The sequence below is a fragment of the Caulobacter sp. FV1ye6ST genome, from assembly GCF_058681225.1.
Genome location: NZ_CM178733.1, coordinates 1,011,010 through 1,024,077 on the forward strand (window position 1 = coordinate 1,011,010; position 13,068 = coordinate 1,024,077).

The following is a 13,068-nucleotide window of genomic DNA, read 5'->3' on the forward strand; positions in this document are numbered from 1 at the left end:
ACGAGCGCGCGCACACAGCGCCGCTGACGTCACGCGCCGCCTATCGGAGAGTTCCATGCCAGCTTCTCGAGGGATCAGAGCCACGTTGCTCCATCCTCTTCACGCCATCCTCCTGGCCTTTCCCGTCGCGCTGTTTTCAGCTGGGCTCGCTTCGGATGTCGCCTATCTGAAGAGCGCCGCCATCCAGTGGTCCAACTTTTCGTCCTGGCTGATCGCGGGCGGATGTTTCTTCGGCGGACTGGCGCTAGCCTGGGCCATTGTCGCGGCCGTCTTCCCAGGGCGCGCTTCGCGCGGGCGGGCGCTAGCCTATCTGGCGGCGCTGGCCGTGATGTTCATCGCCGGCCTCGTCAACGCTTTCCAGCACAGCCACGACGGCTGGAGTTCGGTGGGATCGCTGGGCCTGACCTTGTCGATCGTCTCGACCGTGGCGGCGCTCATCGCCGGGCTGATCGGCTATTCCGAACAACGCGTCGAAGGAATCGCCCGATGAACAAGCGCTGGCTTCTCCTCGCCGCCGCCGCGGTCACGTTGCAGGCCTGCGGCCGCGGCGATCCGGGTCTCGACCAGACGGGCGCCGGCAAGCCGCCCCTTCCGGATCAGCAGCAGACCCTGCTGCCGCCGATGAAGATCGCCAAGCCGGCCGGCTGGGACAGCGCTACGCCGCTCGCCCCCAAGGGCTTCACCGTCACGGCCCTGGCCACGGACCTGAAGATCCCGCGCCAGATGCTGGTGCTCCCCAACGGAGACATCCTGGTGGCCGAAGGCTCGGGCGGGGCGCAGGCGCCGAAGGTCCGCCCCAAGGATATCATCGCCGGCTACATCAAGGCCCAGGGCAAGACCAAGGTGAAGGGCGGCAACCGCGTCACCCTGCTGCGCGACGCCGACGGCGACGGTCGGGCCGAGGTCAAGGAGACGCTGATCGACGGCCTCAACGCCCCCTATGGCCTGGCCTTCGTCGATGGCCAGCTCTATGTCGCCAACCAGGACGCCCTGCTGCGCTTCGCCTTCCAGCCGGGCCAGACCCGGATCACCGAAAAGGGCGTCGAGGTCACCAAGCTGCCCTCGCGGATCAACCACCACTGGACCAAGTCGCTGGCCGCCAGCGCCGACGGGACCAAGCTCTATGTCGGCATCGGCTCCAACAGCAATGTCGGCGAGCGCGGCCTGGACGTCGAGGAAGAGCGGGCGGTGGTCTGGGAGATCGATCGCCTGACCGGCGCCCATCGCACCCTGGCGCGCGGCATCCGCAACCCGACCGCCCTAGCCATCGAGCCACAGACCGGCGCCTTGTGGGCCGTGGTCAACGAGCGCGACGAACTGGGGCCGCAGCTGGTGCCGGACTACCTGACCGCCGTGCGCGACGGGGCCTTCTACGGCTGGCCCTACAGCTACTGGGGCCAGAACGTCGATCCGCGCGTCCATCCCCAGAACCCGGACATGGTGGCCAAGGCGATCGCGCCCGACTACGCCCTCGGCTCGCACGTGGCGGCGCTGGGCGTCAGTTTCGCGCGCGACGGCGGCTTTGGCGGCGACTTCCGGGAGGGCGCGTTTGTCGGCGAGCACGGCAGCTGGAACCGCCAGGATCTCTCCGGCTACAAGGTCGTCTGGGTCCCGTTCGCGGGCGGGCGTCCGAACGGCAAGCCCGTCGACTTCGTCACTGGCTTCCTGGACGGCAAGGGTCATGCGCGCGGCCGACCGGTGGGCGTGGCCTTCGATCCGGCCAAGCGCATCCTGCTGATCGCCGACGATCTCTCCAACACCGTCTGGCGGGTCGCCCCGTCCAAGTGACCTAACTCAGCCAGGCCGGCGCCGATCGCGACGGCCATCATCACCGAGGCCTCGACACCGCGCGTCCGGGTGCTAGCGTCACCGGCTCAAGTTTGGGATGGGGACGGAAAAGACATGCATGTGGGGATCAAGGCCGCGGCTCTTGCTGCCGCGGCGGGCCTTCTGACGGCGGGAACGGCGAACGCCGCGCAGGTCGAAGCGGTCAGCGCCGCACGGCTGCTGGACGTGGCCAGCGGCAAGTATGTCGACAATCCGCTGGTGATCGTCACCGACGGCCGCATCACCAGCATCGGCAAGAAGGGCGACGCGATCCCCACGGGCGCAAAGGTCGTCGACCTGCCGGGCGCGACCCTGCTGCCGGGCCTGATCGACATGCACACCCACATCGACGGCCTGGCCGAGATCGGCGGCTACAACAGCCTGGAATACAGCGACCGGTTCTGGAGCGTGGTGCAGGTCGCCAACGCCAGGAAGACGCTGGAAGCGGGCTTCACGACCATCCGCAATGTCGGCTCGGCCGACTTCGACGACGTGGGTCTTCGCGAGGCGATCGACGGCGGCTACGTGATCGGGCCGCGCATCGTCACGGCGACCTGGGCCATCGGGGCGACCGGCGGTCACTGCGACTCGACCTTCTTCCCGCCGTCGATGGACGAGAAGAGCCCCTACAACATCGACAGCCCCGACGAGGCGCGGAAGGTGGTCCGCACGCTGAAGAAGTACGGCGCCCAGGTGATCAAGATCTGCGCCACGGGCGGGGTGTTCTCACGCGGCGACGAGCCGGGGCAGCAGCAACTGACCTATGACGAGATGCACGCCGTGGCCGACGAGGCCCACATGGCCGGGCTGAAGGTCGCCGCCCACGCCCATGGCGCGGCGGGCATCCGCGAGGCGATCAAGGCCGGTATCGACACCATCGAGCACGCCAGCCTGGTCGACGACGAGGGGATCAAGCTGGCGGTCCAGCACGGGACCTACTTCTCGATGGACATCTACAACACCGACTACACCCAGGCCGAGGGCAAGAAGAACGGGGTGCTGGAGGACAATCTGCGCAAGGATCGCGATATCGGCGAGATCCAGAGGCAGAACTTCAAGAAGGCCCTGAAGGCCGGCGTGAAGATGATCTACGGCACCGACGCCGGGGTCTATCCGCACGGCGACAACGCCAAGCAGTTCGCGGTCATGGTTCGCTATGGCGCGACGCCGCTGCAGGCGATTCAGGCGGCGACCCTGACCGCCGCCGAGGCCCTGGGCCAGACCAAGGACGTGGGCCAGGTCGCCGTCGGCCGCTTCGGCGACATTATCGCGGTCTCGGGCGATCCGCTGGCCGATGTCACGGTGCTGGAGAAGCCGGTGTTCGTGATGAAGGGCGGGGCGGTTGTGAAGCAGCCCTAGCCTCGACTATTGGGCGGGGAGCGCCTAAGTGCAGCGCTCCCCAATCCACAGGACCCTCTCGACGTGATCGCCTTCGAGGCTGTTTCCAAGACCTACTCCGCGGGCGGCCCCGCCGCCCTGACCGGAGTCTCGCTGTCGGTGAACGCCGGCGAGGTGTTCGGGGTGATCGGCGCCTCGGGCGCGGGAAAGTCGACCCTGATCCGGCTGATCAACGGTCTGGAGACGCCGACCGGCGGCCGCGTGGTCGTCGACGGCGACGACGTGGCGGCCCTGGGCGTCGAGGGGCTGCGCGCCCTGCGCCGCCGTGTCGGGATGATCTTCCAGCACTTCAACCTGCTGTCGGGCAAGACGGTGGCCCAGAACGTCGGTTTTCCTTTGAGGCTGGCTGGCCGTCCGGCCAGCGAGGTCAAGGCGCGGACGGCCGAGCTGCTGGAGCGGGTGGGCCTGACCGCCCACGCCCACAAGTATCCGGCCCAGCTGTCGGGCGGCCAGAAGCAGCGCGTCGGCATCGCCCGGGCGCTGGCCACCAATCCCAAGGTCCTGCTGTGCGACGAGGCCACCAGCGCCCTCGACCCGGAGACCACCGAGCAGATCCTTGACCTGATCTCGGGCCTGAACCGAGAGCTGGGCCTGACCATCGTTCTGATCACCCACGAGATGGACGTGGTCCGCCGGGTCTGCGACCGCGTCGCCGTACTCGAAGCCGGACGGGTCGTGGAGGAGGGCGCTGTCGAGCAGGTGTTCCTACATCCGATCAGCGACACCGCCCGCCGCTTCGTGCGCGAGGCGGATGGTGAAGTGACGGCCGCCGCTGGCGTCGATGGCCGCGTTGTGCGCCTGACCTTCCGGGGCGATGCGACCTACAAGCCGGTGCTGGGCGAGGTCGCCCGGACCACCGGCGTCGACTATTCGATCCTGGGCGGGCGCATCCACCGCCTGCGCGAGACGCCTTATGGTCAACTGACCCTGGCCCTGACCGGTGGCGACGTCGCCGCGGCCATCGCCCAGTTCCAGGCGGCGGGCGTGCGCGTGGATGAACTTTCCGGGGAGACCGCCCGATGAGCGACTCGAACACCGCCTTCGCCAATGTGGATTGGTCGGAGATCGGCCACGCGACCGTCGACACCCTGTCCATGCTGGGCGGCTCGCTGGTGCTGACCATAGCGCTCGGCCTGCCGCTGGGGGTGATCCTGTTCCTGACCGGCAAGGGCCAGATGCTGGAGAACAAGGTCGCCAACAACCTGCTGTCGCTGCTGGTCAATGTGCTGCGCTCGGTGCCGTTCGTGATCCTGCTGATCGTGATGATCCCGCTGACCGTGGCCCTGGTGGGCACGTCTCTGGGCGTGGCCGGCGCCATTCCGCCGCTGGTGGTGGGCGCCGCGCCGTTCTTCGCGCGGCTCGTGGAGACGGCCCTGCGCGAGGTCGACAAGGGCGTGATCGAGGCCAGCTTCGCCATGGGCGCCAAGCGGCGTCAGGTGGTGCTGGGCGCGCTGCTGCCCGAGGCCCTGCCAGGCCTGATCGCGGCCGGAACGGTGACCGCCGTCGCGCTGGTCTCCTATACCGCCATGGCCGGCGTTGTCGGCGCGGGCGGCCTGGGGGACCTGGCGATCCGCTTTGGCTATCAGCGCTTCCAGACCGACGTGATGATTGTCACCGTCGTCCTGATGCTGGTGCTGGTTCAGGTGCTGCAGATGATCGGCGATGCGGTCGTGCGCCGCGTTTCGCACAAATAGAGCCTAAGATGACCGACGATATCGACACCGACGCCCATTGGGACGCCGCCTTCGCCAAGAGCATGCTGGGCAAGACCCTGCTGATGAACCTGACCTTCCTGGACGAGGACGGCGAGGTGGCCGAGCGCCAGCAGTTCTTCGGCGTGGTCATCGACGCCACCGAGGACGAGGGCATCGTGCTGGACCTGCTGGGCGAGCACGACGGCGACACCTACACCCTGCCGCCCCAGACCTCGGCCATCCAGGTCGCCGAGGCGGGAGTCACCACCCTGGCCGGCGAGACGCCCGACTTCATCGCCAACTGGGTCATCCACGGCGAACCGGACGTGCCGGAAGCCGCGAACGACGAGGACTAAGCCTGGTCGAACGGGTGCGGCAGGCGGCCGGCCTTGAACAGGATGTCCGGGTTCTCGTCGTAGTCGCCCAGCTCGACGTCGGCGCTGGCCGAGAAGGCCACGACGCCTTCGCGCAGCGGCGCCAGGCGCTCGGCCTTGCGGCGCGCCTCTTCCGCCGTCTTGCAGCCGATCTGCTGCTCGGCCTTCAGGCCCTTGCCGCGCCCGGCGATGTAGGCTTGGACGATGTGGACGGTTTCTTTGGCCATCCCTACTCAAACGGCCTGTTTGGAGGCAGGGTCAAGCTAACTCGGGGAGCGGCTTCGTCAGCGCTCGACGCACCCTCAGGAAAACTGATTTCCTCCAACACGCCTGAGCGGGCAAAAGCCTAGCTGTCAGATCGATTTATGGAGCCGTTCATGGCCGCCCGTCGCGCTTTCCTCGTTCTCGGCCTCGCCGCGATCACCCTCGCGGCTTGCGGTCCCAAGGAGCCCAAGGCCAGCGCGCCCAACACCCTGACCGTGGCCGCCACGGCCATTCCGCACGCCGAGGTGCTGGAGTTCATCAAGCCGAAGCTGGCCGCCGAAGGGCTGAACATCGAGATCAAGGTGTTCAACGACTACGTTCAGCCCAACACGCAGGTGGCCGAGAAGCGCATCGACGTGAACTACTTCCAGACGCTGCCCTATCTGAACGAGTTCAATCGCGAGAAGGGCACGAACCTGGTGACGATCACCGGCGTGCATGTCGAGCCGATCGGCGCCTATTCGTCGAAGTGGAAGTCGATCGCCGAGGTGCCGAACGGCGCCACCGTGGCCATTCCCAACGACGCCAGCACCGAGGCTCGGGCCCTGATCCTGCTGGCCAAGAACGGCGTGATCGGCCTGAAGAACGCCAGCGACCTGTCGACACTGAAGGACATCACCAGCAACCCCAAGAACCTGAAGTTCAAGGAACTGGAGGCGCCGGCCCTGCCGCGTATCCTGGGCCAGGTCGACCTGGCGGTGATCAACACCAACTACGCGCTGGACGCCAAGCTGAACCCGTCCAAGGACGCGCTGATCGCCGAGGACAAGACCAGCCCGTACGTGAACTACCTGGTCGGTCGTCCGGACAACAAGGACGACCCACGCGTCAAGAAGCTGGCCGCCGCCCTGACCTCGCCGGATGTGAAGGCGTTCCTGGCGACCAAGTACAACGGCGCGGTGGTGCCGGCGTTCTAAGGCTGAGGATGCTCCCCCGCGTTGCGGGGGAGCTGTCACGGAGTGACTGAGGGGGCGAGCTGGAGGCCGGCCGCGCTGCCCCCTCCAGCCCTCTGGGCCACCTCCCCCGCAACGCGAGGGAGGATCTACGGTCTAGCCACCCCTGACATTTCACACTACCTATCAGCGACCGCCGCTCACGGATCGCCCATGGCCCCGCCCTTGCTCAACGCCGCTCGCACCCTGGTGCTGGACGTCGCCAATTCCTCGGGACTCGAGGATTGGTCGCCGGACCTGCAGAAGACCAAGGTCTATGAGCGGATCCTGCTGGACCTGATCCTGGGCGCGCTGCCGGCCGGATCGCGGCTGGACGAGCAGTCGCTGGCCGCGCACTACGACACCGGCCTGGCCGGGGTGCGCGACGCGCTGGGCCGCCTGGCGCTGGAGGGCCTGGTGATCCGCCGGGCGCGCTCGGGCACCACCGTCGCGCCGCTGGACCTGGTCGAGCTGCGCCAGGGCTATGAGGCCCGGGTGCTGATCGAGCCGCACTGCGCCAGCCTGGCCGCCAAGCACGCCTCCAAGGCCGAGGCCCAGGCGATGTACGAGGTCTTCGCCGAGGGCGAGGCGGCCGCCAGGACCTGCGACCTGCCGGCGCTGGTGGCCATGGACCTGCGCTTCCACGCCCTGGTCGCCCGCGCCTCGGGCAACCTGGCCTTGGCCCGCATCCTGATCCCCCTGCAGCACAAGGCGGCTCGCTTCTGGGTGTTCTCGTTCAACGGGGCGACCGAGCAGGAGCTGCTCGACGAGATCGAGGAACACCGCCTGGTCGCCCGCGTCATCGCCGGCGGTGACGCCGAGGCCTCGCGCGACGCCATGCTGCGGATCTTAAACGTGCAGCCGGAAGCCCAGACGCGCCCGCACGTCGGCGCGGCCTAGCCCCATCGAACCTGCGTCTTTCCCGCCACAGCGGCTTCGCAATCCTAACTGAAATGTCAGAAGACCTTTTGACCAAGATCAAGACATACCCAGATATCGGACCTTGACCGCAGGGCCTTTCCGCCCTGCGGCGTGAAGGCCGAAACTCCGATGCCGTCCAGAAGCGCTCTCCTGTCCGCCAGCGTCTTGGCTCTTTCGAGCATGACCGCATCGGGGGCGCGTGCGGAAGACCAGCTCGCCGATCAGGTCGATGCGGTGGTCATCGTGGCGCGCGACAAGGCGGGGCTGCTGGAGAAACAACCCAGCACCACCGTGTTCGGCGTCGCCAAGCCGCTGATCGAGACGCCGCGTTCGGCCAGCCTGGTCAGCGACGTGACCTTGGAGCGCTACGGGGTGTTGACCCTGGACGGCGTCACCAAGGTCTCGCCGGGGACCCACACCGCCAGCTTCTACGGCGTCCCCGGATCGCTCAACATTCGGGGCACCCTGGCCGAGAACTACTTCCGGGGCTTCAAGCGCGTGGAGAACCGCGGCACCTATTCGACCCCGATCGGCGGCGCTTCGCGGATCGAGATTCTGCGCGGACCGCCAACCCCGGTCTATGGCGCCGGCAAGGTTGGCGGCCTCGTGAACTTCATCCCCAAGTCCGCCCGCGACGAGGGCCGCTTCCTGGCCGAGCCGGAGGGCGAGATCACCGCTACCGTCGGCAGCTTTAACAAGAAGCTGGTCACCGGCCAGTTCGGCGCGCCCTTGAACCTGGGCGCGGTAGAGGGCGGCGCGCATGTCTATGGCGAGGCCGAGGACAGCCACGGCTACTACAAGGGCATCTATCCGCGTCGACAGATCCTGGAGGTCTCGTCCGACTTCGATCTCGGAAAGGGCTGGAGCACCGCGCTCGGCGGCATGGTGTTCCACTCGGCCGGCGACGTGCAGACGCCCGGCTGGAACCGCCTGACCCAGGACCTGATCGACAACCGGACCTACATCACCGGCCGCGACACGTCGCTGCTCGACGCCGACCGCAACGGCAAGCTGACCCCCAACGAGGTCGGGGCCTATCCCTACGCCAGCGCGCTCTACATCCCGTACTACGGCTTCCCCAGCACGGATGCGGCCCACACCCTGGACACGGGCGTCGGCACGACGAAGCTGGATCGCCGGACGGTGTATATCAGCGCGGCCGACTTCTCGAAGACCAACACCCAGACGTTCTATTTCGACCTGGCCAAGGACCTGGGAGAGGACCGCTCGATTAAGCTGCAGCTGTTCCACGACCGCCTGGAAAACCGCCGCTTCGTCTCCTACGGCTACCCGGCCACCACCGACGCCAGGGTCAGCGAGATCCGCCTGACCTACGCCTTCCAGACCGATGTCGGCGCCGTCCGCGCCCGCACCCTGGTCGGCGGCGCGCATCGCTGGTTCGAGGGACGTCGACGCGAGAGCTTCAACAGCGGCCTGATCGCGCTCGATCGCCGCGACATCAGCTTCGGCGCCACGCCCACCGACACGATCGACAGCCCGTTCGACACCGAGCCGGGCAATGTCGGCCTGCAGTGGGAGAACGACAACCGCTCGACCTGGAAGCAGACCGGCGTCTTCGTCACCTCCGACATCGAGGCCGGGCGCTTCAATCTGGTGCTGGGCGGCCGCTGGGACCACTACAGCGTCGAGAGCCAGGACACCGGCGTTCTCAGCTATGTGATCGCCGGCAAACAGGCGGACGATCGGAACAAGGCGACCTGGAACGCCAGCCTGACCTACAGGCTGCCGATCGGCCTGATGCCCTATGTCAGCTACGCCAAGGCCGCCGCGCTGGAGATGAGCCAGGCCGGAGACGTCGCGCCGAACTTCGTGGCCGACGGCTCGTGGCTGTCGAGTTCGGACCTGACAGAGGCCGGCGTGAAGTTCCAACTGCTGCGCGGGACGCTGATCGGCTCGTTGGCCGCCTACAGGCAGAACCGCACCCAGGTGACCGGCGCCATCGCCCCGCCGGTGGTGCAGGGCACGCGCGCCAAGGGCGTCGAGGTCGAGGTCCGCTGGCTAGCGTCGGAGCATCTGTCCTTCACCTTCGCCGGCAACAGCCAGCGCACGACGATCAAGGGGCCGGACGCTTCGTTCCAGTACATCCCGGCCTATACGGCGGGCGTTCCCGGGGCCCAGGGCTATGGCGGCTCCTACGTCGTGTGGAGCTTCGCCGGTCTGCCGGGGAGAAGCGGCGACTACGCCTACACTCTGATCCCGAAGTCGGTGGTCAGCCTGTATGGAACCTACACCAGCAAGGGGTATGACTGGGGTCAGGCCGGGGCGACGGTCGGCGTCAGCCATGTCAGCCGCACGGCGGGCACCGTGCAGAACGCCGTGCGCTATCCGTCCTATTCCCTGGTCAACGCTTCAGCTTTCGTGAACCGTGGGCCGTACACCCTGTCGGTCAACATCGATAACCTGCTCGACAAGTTCTATTTCACCCCCGACGCCGATACCTACGCCAACCTCGGCGCCCTGCCGGGCAAGGGGAGGGAGTGGCGCGCCACCCTGAAGCGGACGTTCTGATCGTGACAAAAATCGACGAGGACCGCTTCCGCCCGTGGCTGCTGTTGGCGGCGTTCAGCCTGTTGCTGTTCCTGATCACCGCCTCGACCTACGGCTCGCTGGGCGTCGTCCTGCCGGCCATGATCGGCGAGCTGAAGTGGAGCTTCGAGAAGGCGTTCCTGGGCTTTTCGGTGCTGGGCGTCTTCACCGGCGCCTCGTCGTGGCTGCCGGCCATCCTGATCCGCCGGATCGGCGTGCGCGGTACGCTGCTGCTGGGCGCGGCGGTGCTGGCGGCCGGGTTCCTGGGGCTGGCCAATTCCGAGAGCCTGCTGAGCTACTATGTCGGGGCGGCGGCGTGCGGCGTCGGCTTCCAGATGGCGGCCCTGATCCCCGGCACCCACGTGCTGTCGTCGCTGTTTCGCAAGCGCGCCCTGCCGTTCGGCGTCTATTTCACCTTCGGCTCGCTGGGTGGCGCGGCCGGGCCGTGGATGACGCTGACCCTGATGGGCATGAGTGGCAATGACTGGCGGGCCTACTGGATCGTCCAGGCCGTGCTGGCCGTCGTCGTCGGCCTGGTCTGCGCCCTGATGGTCGGCGGCTCCAAGTGGCTGAGCGCCGCTGCCCACGAGGTCGATCTGGAAGTCGAGCAGGAGGCCCGCGAGGCGCCGGCCAACGCCCGCGTCTACCGCACCCCCTACGAGTGGACCGTGCCCCAGGCTTTGCGCACGCCGCAGTTCTACATCCTGGTCGCCGCCTATTTCAGCCACCTGCTGGTGGGCGTGACCGTGGCCAGCGTCTCGGTGACCCACCTGACGGAGCTAGGTATCGCCGCGGGCGTGGCCTCGATCGCAGCGGCAGCGATCGCCGCCAAGATGCTGAGCCTGGAATCGCTGATGCAGACCCTGGCCCGACTGGCCGGCGGCGCGCTGGGCGACCGGGTCGATCCGCGCTGGCTGCTGATCCTCGCCCAGGGGATGCTGGTCGTCGGCCTGCTGGCCCTGGCCAAGGCCGCGAGCCCGACCCTGATGCTGCTCTACGCCATCGGCACCGGCGTGGGCTTTGGCCTGACGGTGCTGGCCGTGACCGTGCTGCTGCTGAACTACTATGGCCGCCAGTCGAACCTGGAGCTGTTCTCCCTGACGTGTCTGGTTGGCGCGGTCTCGGCGGCGGGACCGTTCATCGCCGGGGCCATGCGTGACCGGCTGGGCAGCTTCTCGCCGACCTTCGAGCTGTTCGCGGCGGTGACGGCGGTGGTGTTCGTCGCCGTCCTGGCCATGCGGCCGCCCAAGGCGCCGGCCTGACAGACAAAGAAAAAGCCGCCCCGGGCGAACCGGGGCGGCTTCGTCTTTTCGTCTCTAAAGCTCGAGCGAGCTTAGAAAGCGGCCTTCAGGCTGACGGCCACGCGGCTGTCATAGATCTTGCCGAGGCTGTGCTCGTCGGTGTCGTGATAGCGAACGTCGACGGTCAGGTTTTCACCGACCAGATAGCCAACGCCGATGTTCCAGGTGTTGTAGCTGGTGTAGTTCTTGATTTCCTGGTGACCGACGGCGCCCGAGACGGTGAAGCGCTTGGTCAGCGGCAGGGCGGCGTTGCCTTCGATGTAGGTCGCGTCACCACCCTTGCCCGGCCATTCCGGCGAGTAGTAGACGGCGGCGCCCAGGGTCGCCGGACCGAAGGTGTGCGACGCGGCGGCCTTCAATTCGGTGTAGCTGTTGGCGCCCGGCGCGCCGTTCTTGTCCTTGCGGTAGCCGTAGTACAGCACGCCGAAGTCGAACGAGGTGTCGCCAATGGTCGGCTTCACGCCGGCATAGATGTCGACTTCAAGCTTCGGGTCCGGCACGCCGAAGTCGACGTTCGAGGCCCAAACGCCGGCGTAGAAATTGCTGTAGGTCAGGTCCAGGCCGCCTTGGATGGCGGGATCTTCCTGGGTTTGGCTGACGCCGCGGAAAACATAGTCGCTGGTGAAGGCGATGTTCGGCGCCAGCTTCAATTCTTGAGCCATCGCGGCGCCCGAGAGGGCGACGGTGGCGACGGCCGCGACCAGCGCGATCTTCATGGTTTTCATTTTCTATCCCCTTATCTGTGTCGTTCCCCCGGGCTGTGGACCCGGAACCCCGACGCGCGCCTGCAAGCGCTTGCGTCCCCAAGGATTAGTTGAGGGCGTATGCTTTGTTGCAACCGAGGGACTCGAAGCGCCAGCGAGATCGGCGCCCAAAGCTCAAAGTTTGAGCGGAGTGTGACGCTTTTGCTTCAGAATGGTCGCGTGCAAGTCACAGGTGACGGAAAAGACGATGGGGCTTGTGCTGTGTCTTTACCGCATTGAAAGACTTGCGCCGCCCAGGTGCAGACCTGCGTCGACCAGCAGGGTTTCGCCCGTAACATGGCGCGATGCTGGCGAGGCCAGGAACACGGCGGCCCCGGCGATGTCCTCGGCCGTCGAGGCGACCTTCAGCGGGGTGGCCGCCGCGGCGCCGGCTCGCAGACGCTCCAGCGACTCGTCGGGCATGTTCTTGAACCAGGGCGTGTCGATGAAGCCCGGATTGACCGCGTTGACGCGGATGCGAGGGCCCAGGGCCCGGGCCAGCGACAGGGTCATGGTCGTCATCGCGCCCTTCGAGGCGGCGTAAGGCACCGACGACCCGTTGCCGACCACGCCGGCGATCGAGGCGGTGTTGACCACCGCGCCAGGGGCCGGGGCGGCCTCGAGCAGGGCGCGGGCGGCGCGGACCATCTGGAAGGCCCCCACCACATTGACAGAATAAAGCTTCAGGAAGTCCTCGGCGTTGACCGCGTCGAGGTCGGCGTGGTTGGGCGCGAACTTGGTCATGCCGGCGTTGTTGAACAGGGCGTCGATGCGACCCGTCGGCTCGGCGGCCGCGACGATCTTCTTGCAATCCTCGTCATTGGCCACGTCGCCCTGGACCAGAACGGCCTTGGAGCCCTCGGCCTCGACCAGGCGGGCGGTCTCGGCGGCCTCGTCGGCGCTGCGGGCGTAGTTGACGACCACCAGCCCCGCGCCGCGCCGGGCGACCTCCACCGCGATCGCGCGGCCCAGGCCCGTGGAGGCCCCCGTGATCACCACCGTGAAGCCGTCGAAGTCGCGTCCCGACATGGATCTCTCTCCCAGTCCATTTGGCGAACAGTTGTTCG

At 67.4% G+C, this 13,068-nt stretch carries 13 protein-coding genes; 10 read left to right on the plus strand and 3 right to left on the minus strand.

Annotation, left to right across the window (positions count from 1 at the left end; translation table 11 throughout):
• Positions 1-85 precede the first annotated feature (85 nt).
• From ACW175_RS04980 to ACW175_RS05005, 6 genes are all read left to right on the plus strand, one after another.
• The gene (locus ACW175_RS04980) at positions 86-490 is read left to right on the plus strand and encodes a DUF2231 domain-containing protein (protein WP_492103529.1); all 405 of its coding nucleotides are present in this window, start codon (positions 86-88) and stop codon (positions 488-490) included.
• Positions 487-1,788 (plus strand): PQQ-dependent sugar dehydrogenase, encoded by a 1,302-nt coding sequence (locus ACW175_RS04985; RefSeq protein ID WP_492103530.1) that lies wholly within the window; start codon positions 487-489, stop codon positions 1,786-1,788. The genes ACW175_RS04980 and ACW175_RS04985 overlap by 4 nt, the downstream gene beginning before the upstream one ends.
• 114 nt (positions 1,789-1,902) lie before the next feature.
• Positions 1,903-3,186: a Xaa-Pro dipeptidase gene (locus ACW175_RS04990; RefSeq protein WP_492103531.1), complete on the plus strand. Its 1,284-nt coding sequence runs from the start codon at positions 1,903-1,905 to the stop codon at positions 3,184-3,186.
• A gap of 63 nt (positions 3,187-3,249) precedes the next feature.
• Complete coding sequence (locus ACW175_RS04995) at positions 3,250-4,248, plus strand: methionine ABC transporter ATP-binding protein (protein ID WP_492103532.1); 999 nt, start codon at positions 3,250-3,252, stop codon at positions 4,246-4,248.
• Positions 4,245-4,919, plus strand: coding sequence for a methionine ABC transporter permease (locus tag ACW175_RS05000; RefSeq protein ID WP_492103533.1), 675 nt, complete (start codon positions 4,245-4,247; stop codon positions 4,917-4,919). The genes ACW175_RS04995 and ACW175_RS05000 overlap by 4 nt, the downstream gene beginning before the upstream one ends.
• Positions 4,920-4,927: 8 nt before the next feature.
• Positions 4,928-5,275, plus strand: coding sequence for a hypothetical protein (locus ACW175_RS05005; RefSeq protein ID WP_492103534.1), 348 nt, complete (start codon positions 4,928-4,930; stop codon positions 5,273-5,275).
• Here ACW175_RS05005 and ACW175_RS05010 read toward each other — a convergent pair.
• Positions 5,272-5,520, minus strand: a complete 249-nt coding sequence (locus ACW175_RS05010; protein ID WP_099576131.1) for a hypothetical protein — start codon at positions 5,518-5,520, stop codon at positions 5,272-5,274. The two genes, ACW175_RS05005 and ACW175_RS05010, sit on opposite strands and share 4 nt — an antisense overlap.
• 138 nt (positions 5,521-5,658) lie before the next feature.
• On the opposite strand from ACW175_RS05010, the gene ACW175_RS05015 reads away from it, so the two are divergent.
• The 4 genes from ACW175_RS05015 to ACW175_RS05030 all read left to right on the plus strand — a co-directional run bounded on the left by ACW175_RS05015 (position 5,659) and on the right by ACW175_RS05030 (position 11,219).
• Positions 5,659-6,474: a MetQ/NlpA family ABC transporter substrate-binding protein gene (locus ACW175_RS05015; RefSeq protein ID WP_492103535.1), complete on the plus strand. Its 816-nt coding sequence runs from the start codon at positions 5,659-5,661 to the stop codon at positions 6,472-6,474.
• Between the two features lie 189 nt (positions 6,475-6,663).
• A complete protein-coding gene (locus ACW175_RS05020; RefSeq protein WP_492103536.1) occupies positions 6,664-7,389 on the plus strand; it encodes a GntR family transcriptional regulator in 726 nt (241 codons plus the stop codon).
• Between the two features lie 150 nt (positions 7,390-7,539).
• A complete protein-coding gene (locus tag ACW175_RS05025; protein WP_492103537.1) occupies positions 7,540-9,939 on the plus strand; it encodes a TonB-dependent siderophore receptor in 2,400 nt (799 codons plus the stop codon).
• Positions 9,940-9,950: 11 nt separating this feature from the next.
• Positions 9,951-11,219: an MFS transporter gene (locus ACW175_RS05030; protein WP_492104898.1), complete on the plus strand. Its 1,269-nt coding sequence runs from the start codon at positions 9,951-9,953 to the stop codon at positions 11,217-11,219.
• Positions 11,220-11,290: 71 nt separating this feature from the next.
• Here ACW175_RS05030 and ACW175_RS05035 read toward each other — a convergent pair whose 3' ends face one another.
• Positions 11,291-11,983: a TorF family putative porin gene (locus ACW175_RS05035; RefSeq protein ID WP_492103538.1), complete on the minus strand. Its 693-nt coding sequence runs from the start codon at positions 11,981-11,983 to the stop codon at positions 11,291-11,293.
• A 246-nt stretch (positions 11,984-12,229) separates the two neighbouring features.
• A complete protein-coding gene (locus tag ACW175_RS05040; RefSeq protein WP_492103539.1) occupies positions 12,230-13,030 on the minus strand; it encodes an SDR family NAD(P)-dependent oxidoreductase in 801 nt (266 codons plus the stop codon).
• Positions 13,031-13,068 lie beyond the last annotated feature (38 nt).